Annotated in this window: 19 protein-coding genes; 6 read left to right on the forward strand and 13 right to left on the reverse strand. The window is 56.9% G+C overall.

Going from position 1 to position 15,214, the window contains the following annotated elements; translation table 11 throughout:
- Nucleotides 1-120 precede the first annotated feature (120 nt).
- The 5 genes from ACIPIZ_RS01310 to ACIPIZ_RS01330 all read right to left on the reverse strand — a co-directional run bounded on the left by ACIPIZ_RS01310 (nt 121) and on the right by ACIPIZ_RS01330 (nt 4,228).
- Nucleotides 121-495 carry a helix-turn-helix transcriptional regulator gene (locus ACIPIZ_RS01310; RefSeq protein WP_110718385.1) on the reverse strand — a complete coding sequence of 125 codons (375 nt, stop codon included), beginning with the start codon at nt 493-495 and terminating at the stop codon, nt 121-123.
- A gap of 79 nt (nt 496-574) precedes the next feature.
- Nucleotides 575-1,558, reverse strand: coding sequence for an LLM class flavin-dependent oxidoreductase (locus ACIPIZ_RS01315; protein WP_401163479.1), 984 nt, complete (start codon nt 1,556-1,558; stop codon nt 575-577).
- 42 nt (nt 1,559-1,600) lie between these two features.
- A complete protein-coding gene (locus tag ACIPIZ_RS01320) occupies nt 1,601-2,407 on the reverse strand; it encodes a sugar phosphate isomerase/epimerase family protein (protein WP_401163480.1) in 807 nt (268 codons plus the stop codon).
- A gap of 16 nt (nt 2,408-2,423) precedes the next feature.
- Nucleotides 2,424-3,224, reverse strand: a complete 801-nt coding sequence (locus tag ACIPIZ_RS01325; RefSeq protein ID WP_366299563.1) for a TIM barrel protein — start codon at nt 3,222-3,224, stop codon at nt 2,424-2,426.
- Nucleotides 3,221-4,228, reverse strand: coding sequence for an LLM class oxidoreductase (locus ACIPIZ_RS01330; RefSeq protein ID WP_401163483.1), 1,008 nt, complete (start codon nt 4,226-4,228; stop codon nt 3,221-3,223). Before ACIPIZ_RS01330 ends, ACIPIZ_RS01325 begins: the two co-directional genes overlap by 4 nt.
- Nucleotides 4,229-4,395: 167 nt before the next feature.
- On the opposite strand from ACIPIZ_RS01330, the gene ACIPIZ_RS01335 reads away from it, so the two are divergent.
- Nucleotides 4,396-5,277 carry a LysR family transcriptional regulator gene (locus ACIPIZ_RS01335; protein ID WP_401163485.1) on the forward strand — a complete coding sequence of 294 codons (882 nt, stop codon included), beginning with the start codon at nt 4,396-4,398 and terminating at the stop codon, nt 5,275-5,277.
- An 81-nt stretch (nt 5,278-5,358) separates the two neighbouring features.
- On the opposite strand, the gene ACIPIZ_RS01340 is transcribed toward ACIPIZ_RS01335, so the two are convergent.
- Genes ACIPIZ_RS01340 through ACIPIZ_RS01355 form a run of 4 tightly spaced genes read right to left on the reverse strand, consistent with a single transcriptional unit; the run spans nt 5,359 to nt 7,934 of the window.
- Nucleotides 5,359-5,760, reverse strand: coding sequence for a DoxX family protein (locus ACIPIZ_RS01340; RefSeq protein ID WP_401163487.1), 402 nt, complete (start codon nt 5,758-5,760; stop codon nt 5,359-5,361).
- Between the two features lie 18 nt (nt 5,761-5,778).
- The gene (locus ACIPIZ_RS01345) at nt 5,779-6,450 is read right to left on the reverse strand and encodes an alpha/beta hydrolase (protein ID WP_401163489.1); all 672 of its coding nucleotides are present in this window, start codon (nt 6,448-6,450) and stop codon (nt 5,779-5,781) included.
- A complete protein-coding gene (locus tag ACIPIZ_RS01350) occupies nt 6,443-7,285 on the reverse strand; it encodes a DODA-type extradiol aromatic ring-opening family dioxygenase (RefSeq protein ID WP_401163491.1) in 843 nt (280 codons plus the stop codon). Before ACIPIZ_RS01350 ends, ACIPIZ_RS01345 begins: the two co-directional genes overlap by 8 nt.
- 19 nt (nt 7,286-7,304) lie before the next feature.
- Nucleotides 7,305-7,934 (reverse strand): NADPH-dependent F420 reductase, encoded by a 630-nt coding sequence (locus ACIPIZ_RS01355; protein WP_007910316.1) that lies wholly within the window; start codon nt 7,932-7,934, stop codon nt 7,305-7,307.
- 109 nt (nt 7,935-8,043) lie between these two features.
- Between ACIPIZ_RS01355 and ACIPIZ_RS01360 the strand changes: the two genes are divergently transcribed.
- Entirely contained in the window at nt 8,044-8,943 is a 900-nt protein-coding gene (locus tag ACIPIZ_RS01360; RefSeq protein WP_401163493.1) for a LysR family transcriptional regulator, read from the forward strand.
- A 72-nt stretch (nt 8,944-9,015) separates the two neighbouring features.
- Here the strand turns inward: ACIPIZ_RS01360 and ACIPIZ_RS01365 are convergent, their stop codons facing one another.
- Nucleotides 9,016-9,969: an alpha/beta fold hydrolase gene (locus ACIPIZ_RS01365; RefSeq protein ID WP_401164220.1), complete on the reverse strand. Its 954-nt coding sequence runs from the start codon at nt 9,967-9,969 to the stop codon at nt 9,016-9,018.
- Between the two features lie 145 nt (nt 9,970-10,114).
- Between ACIPIZ_RS01365 and ACIPIZ_RS01370 the strand changes: the two genes are divergently transcribed.
- The 3 genes from ACIPIZ_RS01370 (at nt 10,115) to ACIPIZ_RS01380 (ending at nt 12,734) form a co-directional block, all read left to right on the forward strand.
- Nucleotides 10,115-11,023: a LysR family transcriptional regulator gene (locus ACIPIZ_RS01370; RefSeq protein WP_401163494.1), complete on the forward strand. Its 909-nt coding sequence runs from the start codon at nt 10,115-10,117 to the stop codon at nt 11,021-11,023.
- Nucleotides 11,024-11,163: 140 nt separating this feature from the next.
- Entirely contained in the window at nt 11,164-11,958 is a 795-nt protein-coding gene (locus tag ACIPIZ_RS01375; RefSeq protein WP_401163497.1) for an SDR family NAD(P)-dependent oxidoreductase, read from the forward strand.
- 20 nt (nt 11,959-11,978) lie between these two features.
- Nucleotides 11,979-12,734 carry a hypothetical protein gene (locus ACIPIZ_RS01380; protein ID WP_401163499.1) on the forward strand — a complete coding sequence of 252 codons (756 nt, stop codon included), beginning with the start codon at nt 11,979-11,981 and terminating at the stop codon, nt 12,732-12,734.
- A gap of 84 nt (nt 12,735-12,818) precedes the next feature.
- On the opposite strand, the gene ACIPIZ_RS01385 is transcribed toward ACIPIZ_RS01380, so the two are convergent.
- The 3 genes from ACIPIZ_RS01385 to ACIPIZ_RS01395 all read right to left on the reverse strand — a co-directional run bounded on the left by ACIPIZ_RS01385 (nt 12,819) and on the right by ACIPIZ_RS01395 (nt 14,123).
- A complete protein-coding gene (locus tag ACIPIZ_RS01385) occupies nt 12,819-13,433 on the reverse strand; it encodes a nitroreductase family protein (protein ID WP_401163501.1) in 615 nt (204 codons plus the stop codon).
- Nucleotides 13,434-13,501: 68 nt separating this feature from the next.
- The gene (locus tag ACIPIZ_RS01390; RefSeq protein WP_007910304.1) at nt 13,502-13,855 is read right to left on the reverse strand and encodes a putative quinol monooxygenase; all 354 of its coding nucleotides are present in this window, start codon (nt 13,853-13,855) and stop codon (nt 13,502-13,504) included.
- Between the two features lie 70 nt (nt 13,856-13,925).
- Nucleotides 13,926-14,123: a 4-oxalocrotonate tautomerase family protein gene (locus tag ACIPIZ_RS01395; protein ID WP_007910302.1), complete on the reverse strand. Its 198-nt coding sequence runs from the start codon at nt 14,121-14,123 to the stop codon at nt 13,926-13,928.
- Between the two features lie 167 nt (nt 14,124-14,290).
- Between ACIPIZ_RS01395 and ACIPIZ_RS01400 the strand changes: the two genes are divergently transcribed.
- Nucleotides 14,291-15,193, forward strand: a complete 903-nt coding sequence (locus ACIPIZ_RS01400) for a LysR family transcriptional regulator (RefSeq protein WP_401163504.1) — start codon at nt 14,291-14,293, stop codon at nt 15,191-15,193.
- Nucleotides 15,194-15,214: the final 21 nt, after the last annotated feature.

Genomic DNA, 15,214 nt, shown 5'->3' on the forward strand with positions numbered 1-15,214 from the left:
AGAATCGGGTTACCGGAAAGCTTAGGCGTTCATCAGAAAAACAAACACGTCCTTTCTGTTTGGTGACTACGGTCGATTTGTTTCTAATCAACCGAGCGCTGACGGCTCACGGGGAAATGCTCAATCTATCTGGTGATTTACCGCACTCAGCGGGTTGGCCAGCAGGAAAGTCAGCTGATGAGTAAAGTGCTGAAGCGTGACCTCGTTTCGCGTAAAAAAATGTACAGAACCGACTCTGTGTTCCTCGATCAATTCGGCCTTCTTGAGCAATGACAAGTGCTGGGACACCGTCGATTGTGCCAGCCCGCAACGCAGGGCAATCTGGCCAGCGCACACGCCGAATTCGCGACCGTAGGCCTGCTGAGGGAAATACCGAATCGCGTCTTTCAGCCAGCCAAGTATCTTTCGTCTCAGCGGGTGTGCGATCGCATGCAGGATCAATTGAGGGGAAGGCGAAGGAGAAGCGAGCATCGCTTGCTGATCAGTATTGGACATGTCTGATCCTCGATTTCATAGCGCTGGCAAGCCTCATGTCGAGGCCTGCACAGACAGTGCACACGACATCCGACTGGCATCAGTCGAGCAGGTCGGCAATGGATTCGGCGGCAATCTGATACGAGCGGCAACGTGCCGCGGGGTCATAAATCCTCGCATCGATGATCACTTCATCCACCTGAGTGGTAGCGATGAACTGGCGCAGCCAACTGCCGACATCGTCCACGTCACCCACTGCAGTGCAAGACATGGCTTGGGCCAGGCTCTGTCGATCATAGGCGGAGATCCGCTCCATATAGCCTTCTTCCGGACGCGGTAATGGGCCTGCCTTGCCTGCGTATAAATTGCAGACCCATTGCCGGTGAGAGCTCGCGATGTAGTCAGCCTCGGCCCGGGAGGGGGCCGCGAAGACATTTGCCCCCGCGATGACATAGGGGCGCTGCAAGGCGGCTGACGGGCGGAACGTGCTGCGGTAATGGGTAATCGCTTCCATGAGAAAATGCGGGGCAAAATGTGAAGCGAATGCGTATGGCAGCCCCAGTTTTGCCGCGAGGTCAGCACTGTTGATACTGGAGCCCAGCAGCCAGAGCGGGGTGTCGTGTTGGCCCGGGATTGCCCGCACCGGCTGTTTGCCGTTGTCCGCCAGATAGTCCTGGACTTGTCGCAGGTCTTGCGCGAAGTCGCGTTCGGAGGCATCACCGCGCAGTGCCCGAATTGCCGGCCCGGCAGATCCCGGTGCTCTGCCAATGCCAAGATCGATACGCCCCGCAAATAACGTTTCCAACGTTCCGAACTGCTCCGCAACTACGAGAGGAGAGTGATTGGGCAGCATGATCCCGCCAGAGCCTACGCGCAGGGTGCGTGTTGCTGCCGCCAGATGCTGAATCAGCAGGGTGGTAGCCGAGGAGGAGATACCCGGCAGGTCGTGATGCTCGGCGATCCAGTAGCGTTTATAACCGTGAGCTTCCACGTGTTGCGCCAGCGCAACCGCATCATCAAGGGTGTCAGCGAAGGTTTTGTCTTCGCCAATCATCATCAGATCCAGTACAGAGAGGGCTGTCATTGCAGGCTCCATTTCAATTCGGGTTCACAAGGTGATGCGGTCTTACTTCAATGGGAAGTTCGCCCATTGCGGATGGGCTTCAAGGCGTCGATCAATATCGCGCAGCGTTGCGAGGCAGCGCTGGAGTTTCAGGTAGATGTCGCCACCATAATCCCAGCCGAGCACGCCAATGCTGCCGGTGTAGCCAATGCGATTCAGCGCTGCGATCAACGCGAAGTTGTCCATCTCGCCACGATCGACCGGTTCCATCGTGGCCACGCCGCCCCAGCCCAGTTGTGAAAGCGCGCTACCGGACGTCACCACTTGCATAAGCCATGGCTTCATTGCCAAGAGGCGTGCTTCAAGCGCTCCCTCCTGGCTGGCGTACCAGTGATAACCATTGAACGAGGCACCCAGGCGCGGGTGAGCAAACAGTTCGCAGATCTGCACGACTTGTTCGGTAGTCTGGGTCACATGATGCAGATGGGGATACAGCGCGATTCGCAGTCCACGCTGCTCGGCAATGGGCAGCAGCGACTCGATGAATCCAAGAATGGCTTGAGCACCATTGACGCTGGTTTGTATCGCCAGCTCGATAAGCTCGACACCTTCGACGGTTTCAACGATGCGTTGTATCAGACTGTCGTTACGCCCCTCGTGTAGCACCAGATAAAGCCCCTCGACGTGCAAGCCGTGGGTTTCCCTGACACGGGGCAATAAAGTGAGATCGGTCAGCGGTGTACCACCCCAGGCCGCGACAGTGATGCCGTCATAACCCAGTTCGGCCAACATTTCGCACTGCGTTTGAAAGGCGTAAACGCCCATCGATGAGTAGAAAAATGAATCGAGTGCATGGATACGATGAGCCATGATTTATCTCCTGGGCTCAGCGCGGTGAGTCGGTCAGAACGGACCATTCGGGATGAACCGCCAACCGGTGCTCCATGGAGCGAAACGCAGTGACCGAACGGCGCAGGTTGCCATAGACGTCACCGCCCATACTCTCCCAGCCCAGAACGCCAAAGCGTCCGTCGAAACCACGACGTTCGAGGGCGCCCAACAACACGAAGTTGTCCATTTCCCCTTCATCGAGCGGTTCGATGGTCGCCAGGCCGCCCCATCCCAGTGGCGAGCGCCGGGTGCCGGCAATATTGACCTGTTTCAGCCAAGGCCATACCGCGTCAAGACGTTGTTCAAGAGCCTGCTCCTGCATCGCATACCAGTGATAACCGTTGAAAACGATGTTGAGTAGCGGGTGGTTGAATTCTTCGCATAAGGCCACAGCTTCGGCGGTTGTCTGCATGCCGTAGCGCGCGTGGGGATAAAGATTGATCTCAAGGCCTCGACGCTCGCAGATCGGCAGCAGGTGCTCAAGCATTCTGCGGTCAGCGTCGGTGACTTCGTCGCCTGAATGCAGGGCCAGCTCAATCGTGGTGCAGCCCTCAATGGTTTCGAAGATGTTGGTTACAAACGATTCCAGACCTTGGCGATAGATTAGGTAGACGGCACCTACGTCCAGGCCCCAAGTGGGTTTGACCTGGGCAATCGACTGCAAGTCTTTACTCCAGGCAGACATCGTCATCCCTTGGTAGCCGAGTTCGGCGAGCATCTCGCACTGCGCTGCCAACGGGTAAGTGCCCAATGCGGTCTGAAAGATGAAATCCATGTGATGAAGAGGGCGATTCATGAGCGGGCCTGCATGGGTGAGGGTTCGACCGGGAGTGATGCACTGGGGAAGTGTGGGAGGAGGTGTTCGCCCAGTTCATCGATGACTTCCGAGGCATGACGTCGCTGAGGTTTGAAGTGCAGGGCAACGTGACCGACGCCCTGATCCTGTTGACGCTTCCAATGCTCGATCAATGCGTTGCGACCGGCACGCAGCACCCGACCCGCCTGCAGTGGAAAGTTCGGGTCGCGGTCCAGATCAAACAGGGTGCCGTAGCCGTAGGGCTTGTAAATCCCCTGGCCACAGACCGTGCGCCAGCGTTCGATGATTTGCGGAATCAGGATCGGATTGGAGATATACGAGAGAATGCCGTCGGTGTTTTCGCCAATCCACTCCAGCGACTGGCCGGCCTGACCCACAATAATGGTCGGCAGGCGTGGACCCACAGGCTTGGGGATGAGGTCGATATCACCATTCAACTGGCCATAAAACTTAGAGGCATGCACTGGCCAGTGGGTTTCGGTTGCAGCGCGGATGATCGCCAGCGCATCACGGAAACGCTCGGCGCGATTATTGAAATCAAGCCCGAAAGCAGGGTATTCCACCGGACGGTCGCCGGTGGCCAGCCCGAGGATAAATCGTCCCCCTAGCAACTGATCGATGCTCGCGGCCTGTTTGGCAACGATCAATGGATCGCGTAAAGGGAGAACGATGCCCGCGGTACCGATGGCGATATTACGGGTCACGCCAGCCAGAAATCCGGCGTACACCAGAGGGTCAAGAATCTGCCCCACATCACCGAAGTTAGGGTCATAGAACGGTACATCGCGAAGCCAGATGGCGGAAAAACCAGCCTCATCGACCCGGCGAGCCAACTGCGCATGATCCTGCAGAGTCGGACCCGGACTGTCGGGGTAACTTTCCAAGGGCGCGATGAAGCCAAACGTCAGATGGCCGGGCTGAAAAACCCGCGCATAACCGCGGTGCTGTTGCAGTTCCGGCGCACTCGTATAGCGAGAGGACATGATTTTCGAGGGCTCTTCTGTAATCCAGGATGGCAGAGGCTTCGCGAGGCGATACGCCTTGGGGTGAAGCCACGATTTCGGTGACTATAGGTTGTATGATGTGAAAGAAAAACAGGATGCAGTTCCGAACATTTATGAATAAAAAGCTCAAATAGATCGGAGTCGTCATGGACCATTTTGGAGCGCTCGGCGCGTTCGTTCAGGCCGCGCAAACGCGCAGCTTCACCGAGGCTGGACGGAGGATTGGCGTTTCTTCATCGGCGGTCAGCAAGGCCGTGGCACGTTTGGAGGAAGAACTCGGCGTGAGGTTGTTTCACCGCTCCACACGGGCGATAACGCTGACCTCCGAGGGCAGTGTGTTCCTTGAGCGCTGTCACCGTATTTTTGCGGAATATGAGGTCGCCAAACGGGAGATCACCGAGGCTGCTGGTAAACCCCAGGGCAAATTGCGTCTGGGCTTGCCCCAGTTGGGCATGCGTTTGATGCCTCACTTGATTGCGTTTCAACAGGCCTATCCCGACGTGGAGCTGGAGCTTGAATTCAGTGATCGGCTGGTCAACGTCATCGAGGAGGGTTTTGATGCGGTGATGCGTATCGGTGAGGTCGAAGACTCGCGCCTGACAATGCGCAAGCTCAATGGCTACAGCCATCGGCTCGTTGCATCGCCTGACTACCTTGCAACCCGTGGTACGCCTGCACGGCCGTCAGATCTCGCCGGCCATTCCTGCCTGCGTTACCGGTATCCAACCAGTGGCAAACTCGACCCTTGGCCACTGCTGACAAAAAAGGGTCAGGACAGCTATGAACCCGGGCAGTCGGCAACCGCCAATGCGATAGAGCCGCTCATGGCGATGGCTGAGGCTGGATTGGGAATCGCGTGCCTGCCGGATTTTTTTGTCGAAGATGCCATCACCGATGGAAGATTGGTTGCGCTTCTGGATCGCTACATGAGCGATCACCGTACGTTCAGCATTCTTTGGCCATCCAGTCGCCACCCTTTGCCGAAAATAAAAGCGTTCGTCAGCTTCATGACTGAGCGACTGGCGTGATGTGCCACCGTTGACCACAACGCAAAACGCCGATGCACTGGATTGCTCCAGTGCATCGGCATTCAAGTAATACGCAGCGAGTTAGGCTGTGCGGGATGCCTTCGCGGCAAAGGCGCCGTCACCCAGCAGTGCAACAACCAATGCCGTCACGGACAAATAGATCGGGTATTCCCAGCCGCCGTTGGCATTGGTGAAACTCCAGCCGTTGCCAAAGTGGACGGTTGCGGCGACGAACAGCTGAACCACCGCCAAGGCGGCCACCCAGCGTGCGTAAACACCCAATACCAACATCAAGCCGCCGATCACTTCAAATGCCATGACCGGGTAAGCGAGAAAGCCCGGAAAACCGACGGATTCAAAAAAACCTGCGGTACCTGCGGGCGTGAAAACAAACACTTTGGTCAGGCCGTGAGCGATAAACATGATGCCCAGGGCGAGGCGCATCACAAATGCAGCGTAGGGGGCGGTGCGAGAGTCAATCATGGTGTAGCTCCTTTTTGTTTAATGAGTCAGTGACAGCGTTTGGGTCAGCCATGTCGAGAAGTCAGCCAGTTCTTCAGCGACGATCTCGTGGGCCATTTCGTAGAAATGGGTTTCGTGGACGACGCCGATTCGATCCAGCCAAGCGTCAGCTTCCTTCGCCCAGTCCACCGGCAACACGCCGTCGTGGTGACCGTGGGCGATGAATGCCGACACTGACTTGAGACGCTCAGGCGAGGCGACCTTCGGGGCTATCTCGCGCAGTATTCGGCCGCTGAGAATCGCAAAACCTTGCACCAGTTCAGGCTCGGTCACGCCCAGACTCGCGCTCATGATGCCGCCCTGACTGAAGCCGGCGATGACCGTCGGCAACTGGGGCAGTGCGTCTATAAAGGTGTGCAGCAGATGCCGGCTGGCTTCTGCTTGTTCTTGATTGAACGAAGGGCCATTACTGGTGAAGTTCACCTGATACCAGGCGAAGCCCTGAGGCCCGACCTGCAGGGGAGCGCGCAGCAAAATCACTTCCAGACCTTCGGGTAGCGATTGAGCCATAGACGCAAGGTTGGCTTCATTCGAGCCCACGCCGTGCAGCAGAATCAGTCGGCCCTTGGGCGCTGAAACGCTGCAGCCCTTGCGGAAAAAGAGGCCCGATTGCGGCTCGCGGGCCGCTTCGGAAAAAGTCGTATCACGCATGATTGGTAACGCCTTGATTGAGAGGAGTGGATTCAGATCCATCTTCGTTTTTCGAGGAAAACAGGTAACTGTCCATCGCCAGCACGCCGTAGGACACGCCGCCTTCCAGCACGCGGGTGTCATAACGTTCGCCGGCGGCACCCAGAGCGATCAGCAATGGCAAAAAGTGCTCATCTGTCGGGTGAGCGCGCTCGGCAGAGGGCGCCTGTTGCCGGTAATCCAGGAGTTGATCGGTTTGCCCGGCACGCAGTGTTTGCGCGGTCCAGGCCGCGAACGCCTTCACGTAATCCGCACCCTCGCGGGTCGCTCCGCGAAACTCATATAAGTTATGAGTCAGGCTGCCGGACGCTACGATCAGCACGTTCATGTCACGCAGTGGTTTGAGCGCCTCACCGAGTTTCCAGGCCTGATGGGTATCGAGCCGCGCGGGCATCGACACCTGAACCACGGGAATGTCGGCATCGGGCGCCAAGTACATCAGCGGCACCCACGCCCCATGGTCCAGCCCGCGCTGGTGATCGAGTCGGGAGGTCCAGCCTGCTGCCTGCAGCAGTTTGACGATGTGGGCAGCCAGGATCGGAGCGCCCGGTGCCGGGTAGCGCAACTGGTACAACTCGTCGGGAAAACCGCCGAAGTCGTGAATGGTTTGCGGGGCGGTGCTCGCCGTGACATTGACTTCACCACGGGTCATCCAGTGCGGAGACAGAATGACTATGGCATCAGGTCGCGGCATTTCGCGACCGAGCTCGGCCAGACGCGGACCAGCCAGACCGGGCTCGATGGCAAACAGCGGAGCACCATGAGACACAAACAGCAGGGGGAACGAGGTGTTCATGGTGAAAGCTCCAATGTGATTACTTGTTCAGCCAGACCGGGGCGATCGAGGTGCCCAGACCGGCGCCGTAGCCGAGGTAGATATTCAGGCCGGCGAGTGGCTCCAGGTAACGTGCGTTGATCAGTCCACCGGTGTTCACCGCGTTCCAGCCCAGGCTGTAGGCGAGGGTGATAGCGGTTTGTTTGGCACGCTCACTGTCGCTGGCGACGAACACGCTGCCTTTCTGGTTATCCGCGAACGTCGGACCATCGGCGAGTACTTGAGCGAACAAGGTGTTAAAGGCTTTGACGACGTGCGCTTGAGGCACTGCTTTGGCGATTTCTTCGCCGGCGCTTGTCTCGTGACCGATGGTCAGCGACATGTAGTCGGCGCTCAGCGGGTTGGTGATGTCGATGATCACTTTGCCAATCAGATCGCCGAGGCTTTGCAGCGCAGCTACGGCATCGGGGTAGGCGGTGGCAATTACCACGACATCGCTGTCGCCCAGAGCCTCTGCTGCCGGGTAAGCTTGTGCATTTTCAAACTGAGCAGCCAGTGCCTTGGCCTTTTCCATGTCACGGCCAGTGACTCGAACGATGTGTCCGGCGGCGGACAATTGCTTGGTGAACGCCGAACCCATGTTGCCGGTACCCACGACTGTAATCTTCATAGTGACTTCATCTCCGTTGATGTTCGTTTCGATGGGCTCAGTTTATAGGTTGTAAAAATGAGATAAATAAGGCGAAATGTGATTAATAGTTCCACTTAGTGAGACAGTGATGGACAGGGCGTTAGAGATGCAGGTGTTCTGCACGGTGGTGGATAAAGGCAGCTTCGTCGGCGCAGCCGAGCCGTTGGAGATGTCGAAGGCGGCTATTTCGCGTTACGTCAGTGGGCTTGAAGAACGCCTGGGCGTGCGACTGCTGCATCGCACCACACGCAAGCTTTCATTGACGGAGGAAGGGCGTCAGTTCTATCACCAGGCACGCGATGTACTGACGCTCATGGATCAAGCGGAAGAGGCGGTTTCGTCGTCGGCACCCGAGCCGAGCGGTGTACTGCGGATCAATGCGCCGGTGAGTTTCGGGGTGCTGCACTTGGCTCCGGTGTGGGCAGACTTCATGAAGGTATACCCCAACGTTGAACTGGATATCAGCCTGAATGACCGGTTGGTGGATCTGGTGGAGGAGGGCTTTGATGCCGCCGTTCGCATTGCGCGGATGGAAAGTTCTTCTCTGGTGGGGCGACGTCTGGCGGGTACGCGAATGTGCTTGTGTGCCTCGCCCGAGTACCTGGCGAATCACCCTGAGATTCGCTCGCTGTCTGACCTGACTGAGCATGGCGTGATTGCCTACACCAACTTTGCCAGCGGCAACGAGTGGCAGTTCGAAGGGCCTCATGGAAGCGAGACTGTGCGTACGCGCTCGAGTGTGCGCTGCAACAATGGTGATACCTGTCGCAGCATCGCGCTGGCAGGTGGTGGCATTGCCTTGCAGCCCAGTTTCATGGTGGCCGAAGACCTGCGCAAAGGGGATCTGGTTGAGATTCTGCCAGCGTATCAATCGGTGGAATTGGGCATCTATGTGGTCTATCCCACGCGCAAGCATCTGGCGACCAAAGTCCGCGTGTTGATCAACTTTCTGGCTGAGCGTTTCGCTCACCCGCAATGGGAGCGCTAGAACAGGTTCAGCAAAAAATCCCGGCTGACAACAAGGGGGAGCATTCAGCCGGGCAAAAGGAGCCTGTATCAATTACGACCGTTGCAAGAAGCTGTGCAAATCTGCCGCAAACTTTTCCGGGTGCTTGAATGCCAGGAAGTGATCGCCCTGGTCCGCCTTGCTGTAGACATGCAGAACCGAGTCCGGGATCACGGCGTGCATCCATCGCTGGCTTTCCAGCCAGTCACTGTATTCGCCGGTAAAGATCGCCGTAGGCACGTCTATTTTGGTTTGAATGACATCGCGCCAATCGTTGGTAGCGTGATCGAAAAGTACCAGGCCAGTGAACGCCATGTCGTCCTTCACCACAACCTGTACCAGGCTAATCACATTGTGAAAATAAGGGGAGTCGAGCGCCATCGCCCGCTCGACAACCCGACTGCCAGAAATCAACTGGTTGGTGGGCGTCATGTTGACGTAGGACGCGATCATGCGTTCCGGCGATGTGGTGAATGCTCCGGCCTCCAGTCGCTGCTGTTCCGTCCAGTCAGCGTGGCAGTAGATTGAGGGGGCCTGGTCAATGATGCTAAGGGTGCGAATACCTTGTGTGCCGAAAAGATCAATATAAGCCCACATGATCGAGGCCCCCATCGACCAGCCACAATAGTGCGCTTGGGGCAGATCCAGATGCTGCGCAAATTCCTTCACGTCCATGGCGTAACGCGAGATGCGATTACCCTTTACGGTTTTCTCCGAAAGCCCCTGGTTGCGAACATCAAGCACGTAGACGTGATAGTGCTTGCTGAGGATTTGCATAAGGTGGAAATACATCGCGCCGTTCGCCGACCAGCCGGGAATGAAGATCAACGGCTGACCGCTACCAGCTTCCCAGTACGCCAGGCTCACGCCGTCGCCCGTAGTGAAGCTGCTGATTTTCAGCTCTTCAAAGTCCGAAGCGCGGAACGCCTGGCCAATGATTTCGTGCGGAAAGTAAAAGTCTTCGCCGAGCAATTCGGAGATCGATTGATTTTTCAGCGGGTATTTCACAGTCCTTCCCATGCCTTTAAAAGTCGTGTCTGAACAGGCGAATGCCTCGCCAGGTGCAGTGATTCGCTGCAACACCACGATAGGCCTTGGACAGTAGGGGAATAAATACTCAAAATGCCCGAACATTAGAAACGGATTGTTGGGAATGGATCGTCTGAGCAGCATGGCGGCATTTGTTAAAGCCGTGGAGATGGGGTCTTTCAGCGCCGCCGGTGACGCGTTGCAAATGTCGGCGCAACTGATTGGCAAACATGTCCATCATTTAGAGCAACACTTGGGCGTACGCTTGCTCAATCGCACGACTCGACGACAGAGCCTGACTGACTTCGGGCGTGAATTCTATGAGCGTTCCAAATTCATCCTTGCGGAAGTAGAGTCGGCTGAGAACCTGGCCGCGCACACTCAGGCTTTGCCCAGTGGGCGCTTGAGGATCAATGCTCCCGTCAGCTTCGGCATGCAGTCTCTCGCGCCGCGACTGCCTGAGTTCATGGAAGCCAATCCGTTGGTGAGCATCGAGCTGAGCCTCGCCAACCGTGCAATCGACCTCATCGATGAAGGCTTCGACGTGGTATTCAGGGTCGGGCAATTGGCTGACAGCGGCCTGGTTGCCCGAGAATTGGCGCCCTATAAACTCGTGCTCTGCGCTGCACCTTCCTACCTGCAAGGCAAGCCTGCGATCGAAACACCGTGGGACCTTCAGGACCATGAATGTCTGGGTTTCTCGCATACGGAATTGCGCACACACTGGACATTCAATGGCCCGGAAGGAACGGTGGTTGTTCCGGTTGGCAGCCGCTTCATGGCTGATCACGGCGAACCGCTGTTGTGTGCCGCATTGGCCGGCCTGGGCATATTGCTGCAGCCGGAGGAATTGGTTCGCCAATCACTAAAGGAAGGTGAGCTGGTTGCTTTACTGCCCGACTATCCACCGCCAAGTCGCCCCCTGCATGTCTTGTACGCGCCGGATCGCAGACTGACGCCAAAATTGCGCAGTTTTCTCGACTTCGCTATAGCGGCGTTTGGAGCCGACGCGATCGCGCCCGAGCGCTTTTGAAACAAACTGTTGTAGATCCCCATTCCGAATCGATATTTATCCACGCGAGGGCAGCCCATACAGTGGCAGCTTTGTTTTCTACGCCGACAGTAGAAACAGATGACGGGTAGCAATACCCGCTCATTCTTGACGGAGAAATGATGAATATCCAACTCGATAGCAAACACGCACTGGTCACCGCTTCTACCGGAGGTATTGGTTTCGCCATTGCCAAGGGTCTTGCACAGGCCGGCGCCGCGGTTGTCATAAACGGTCGCAGTGAACGCTCGGTCAACGACGCGATCGCCCGATTGCACGCGGCAGTGCCCGGCGCGACCGTCAGTGGTGTGGCTGCGGACCTGAGTTCTGCCGAAGGCGTAGAGGCCTTGCTCGCCGGTGTCAGTGGCATCGACATCCTGGTGAACAACGCAGGCATTTATGAGCCACAGGATTTCTTTGAAACAGACGACGAGGTCTGGAACAACTACTGGCAAACCAACGTGATGTCCGGCGTTCGCCTCAGTCGTGCATTGTTGCCTGGCATGGTTGAGAACGGTTGGGGTCGAGTGGTGTTTGTCGCCTCCGAGTCGGCCCGAAATATTCCCGCGGACATGATCCATTACGGTGTGTCCAAAACAGCGCAGCTGGCGCTGGCGCGTGGCCTCGCAAAACGCGTCGCCGGCAGCGGTGTCACCGTCAACAGCGTCCTGCCTGGGCCGACGCTATCCGATGGCGTGGCAGACATGATGAAGGGTGAAGTCGAGCGCACCGGCAAATCGCTGGAGACGGTCGTCGCTGATTTTGTGATGCAGCATCGCCCGAGCTCGATCATCCAGCGTGCAGCCACTGTGGAGGAGGTGGCCAACATGATCGTTTATGTGTGCTCGCCGCAAGCATCGGCCACTACGGGGGCTGCGCTCAGAGTCGATGGTGGCGTAGTCGACGACATCGTCTGATTCGAAACAATCGGAGACCCATGCCGGCCTGCGTCATGGGTCTTTTTTGTTCTTATCCTGGAGCCTTTGCGATGATGCTGCATTCAATCGCTGTCGCGGCGACTCTTTTAGTTGGAGTGGTGATGGCAAGTGATCAAAAGGCCCGCGCGTATACAGCGCCCGCTGAATATCAGCTGTCGGGCGTTTCGCTGGTCAAGACGCTTTATCAAGGGCAGCACGCCTTAGCGCTGCAAATGCCCGGTTCTTCCTATCAGGACCCGACCCGGGAACGATTGCTCGATAGAAATTTCATGGCCTGGCTGCCCATGGATTTCGGCGATGGCTCCATCGAAGTCGACGTCGCCAGTGACTTGGCGAAAGATGCCCCTGAATACGCGCGCGGATTTGTCGGTGTTGCCTTTCGAATAGACGGGGCAGGGCGCTTCGAAAGCATTTACCTGCGACCGACCAACAGTTCGGCGGATGACCAGATACGACGCAATCATTCTGTGCAATACGCAGGTTATCCAGACTTCAGATTTGATCAGCTTCGCAAAGAATCGCCGGAAAAGTACGAGACCTACGCCGACCTCCAGTTGGGTCGATGGATTCATATGAAGTTGGTGATCAAAGGCTCAAACGTTGATCTGTTCCTGGATCACAACGAGAAACCAGCGTTTATCGTACGGGATCTGAAGTACGGGGCGGCGCAGCGCGGAGGAGTGGGTATCTGGATCGAGTCCGGGACAGTCGCGCACTTCAGAAATCTGCGGATTTCCAGAAACGACAAGAGTTGAACTTCAAAGGCTTGTAATGCCTTTGAATAGATCAATACCCCGGCGAAGTCAGAGATCAATCTGACTTCGCCGGGGCGCGTGTGCTTACACGAACTGCAGAACGTCGTTGACGGCCTTGCGTGGCTTCTGCGGCCAGTTGGTCGCACCCGGGTAGCCAACGGTGACCAGCATGACCGGAATTTCCAGGTCAGACAGACCAAACTCCTTGGCCACCGCCGACTGATCGAAGCCGATCATTGGCGTAGAAACCAGGCCTTGGCCCTTCGCGGCCAGCATCAGTGTCATGGCTGCCAGTGAGCCGGAACGAATCGCCTCATCACGCTGCAGTTGTGGGTTTTCCTTGTACATGCCTTCAGCTGCACCTACCCACATGTCGTAGATAGCCTGATCAATGATGCCGGCATCCAGGGTAGGTTTAAGCGCCGACGGCAATGTCTCATGCGGATTGAGTGTGCCGCAGACGATAAATGTCACGGCAGCGTCGACGATTTTCTGCTGCCCCCACGCCAGAGGCAGGAGACGCGCTTTGGCTTCGGCGCTGCGTACGGCGAGGAATTTCCAGTTCTGCAGATTGAACGCGGAAGGTGCATGGGTAGCCAACTCGATCAGCTCGGCAAGCTGTTGATCGCTCAGGCTGCGCTCAGTGTCATAGCTGTTGGCGGAAATTCGCGATTTGATAATGTTTGCGATATCGGACATGAGGGTCTCTGTGCGGGAAGACAGTGCGCAGACCCAGTCATTGAAGTGGAGCCTGCGCCGTCTGAAAATTAGCGGCTGAAACCGTCGAATGGGGTCATGTACACAGCCCCGAACGGATCCAGACGTTTACGGATTTCGGCGTCAGGCGTGCCATACACAACCAGGCTGGTGACGGTGCACAGTTCTAGAAAACGCTGACCGAATGGTGCAAACGTGGTGTCGACGTGGCTGACCACTGCACCGACGTTGTAGCGCTCGAGAATGTGAACGACGCTGTTGTCTTCGTTGACACTATATTCGTAAACCAGTGTGCCCGGCTCAGCGCTGGTGGCTTCGACAATGTTGGCGATCAGCGCTTTGAATTCGGGGAAGTCAGCGGGTTTGACCGCGAGGGAGAACAGGCAGGAGATATGTGGATGCATGGAGGGTTTTTCCTTAGACGCTAGTGAGAATGCATCGCTGACCTAGCCGATGCAGGCGTTAACGATCGGGTCAGGATTTCTCCGGCGCCTCTCCAAACAATTTGCCGGCACCGGCCCAGTCGGAGGCGGCGACGTCTTCAAAAATGACGTAGATGTAGTTCGCATCAGTACCGGTGTGCTTGACGATGCTCGCGGTGATGTCTGCGGCAACAGCGGCTTTCTGCTCGTGTTCTTTACCTTCAAACCAGCTGACTCGTACGACAGGCATGGCAAATTCCTCTTTAGACATTGATCTGGATAATCGGTGTGCTTGCACGCTTGAAGCGCGTTGCACCGATGCTTTTCGAGGCTCAATGCTAATGTCGAATCATCTGGCGATAAACAGCCTGAAACTATAATCTGGGTAGATCCAAACTCTACAATCAGATGATTCGCATGATTCCTGTCGATTCGTTTCAGGGCGTTATCACCTTCGTGGTCGCCGCCCGATCAACCAGCTTCACTCAGGCCGCAGAACACCTCGGACTATCCAAATCGGCCGTGGGCAAATCAATTGCGCGCCTTGAGGATCGCCTGGGCACACAGCTGTTCCACCGCACCACACGACGCATCTCGCTGACTGCCGACGGCGAAGCGTATTTCACCGCGTGCTCCACAGCGCTCGAGGAAATCGGCGCAGCGGAAAGTGGCCTCGGGCCGGGGGCAGGGGAGCCATCCGGTCGCTTGCGAGTGGACATTCCTGTGGCGTTTGGACGCCGGGTCGTCGCGCCATTGCTGTTCGAGATCGCCAACAAATACCCCGCACTGCAACTGAACATGACGTTTTCCGACCACATTGTTGATCCGTTTGAGGAAGGCATTGATCTCTTGGTGCGCTTCGGTGAGCTGAAGGACACCAGCGGCTTGGTAGCACGCCGGCTTACTCGCCAACGCTGGGCGATTTGTGCGGCGCCCGGGTATCTGCAGCGCTTTGGAGTTCCACAAACACTGGAGGACTTAAGCCATCACCATTGCATCGTCGGGCATCGTCGCGGCCAGCCGTTGTCGTGGCGCGTCAGGCAAGGCGCGGAAACTGTCCGTTATGCGCCACCGTCCACGCATCAAATAGGCGACGGCGAAGCGATGATTCTTGCCGCCGTCGCCGGGACAGGCTTGTGCCAGATGCCGCGCTGCCTGTTCAGAGAAGACCTGGAGGCGGGGAGGCTGGTCGAAGTCCTGGAAGATTACGAGCCTGATCCGGTTGATGTACATGCCGTCTGGCCAAAGGTCTCGCATCTGCGGCCGAAAGTCAGGTACGTGGTAGATGAGTTGGTAAAACTTTGTGAGCATTGGCAGTGACCTGCTGCCATGGCGCCCTTA

The sequence above is a fragment of the Pseudomonas sp. NPDC087690 genome (genome assembly GCF_044743175.1).
GTDB lineage: Bacteria > Pseudomonadota > Gammaproteobacteria > Pseudomonadales > Pseudomonadaceae > Aquipseudomonas.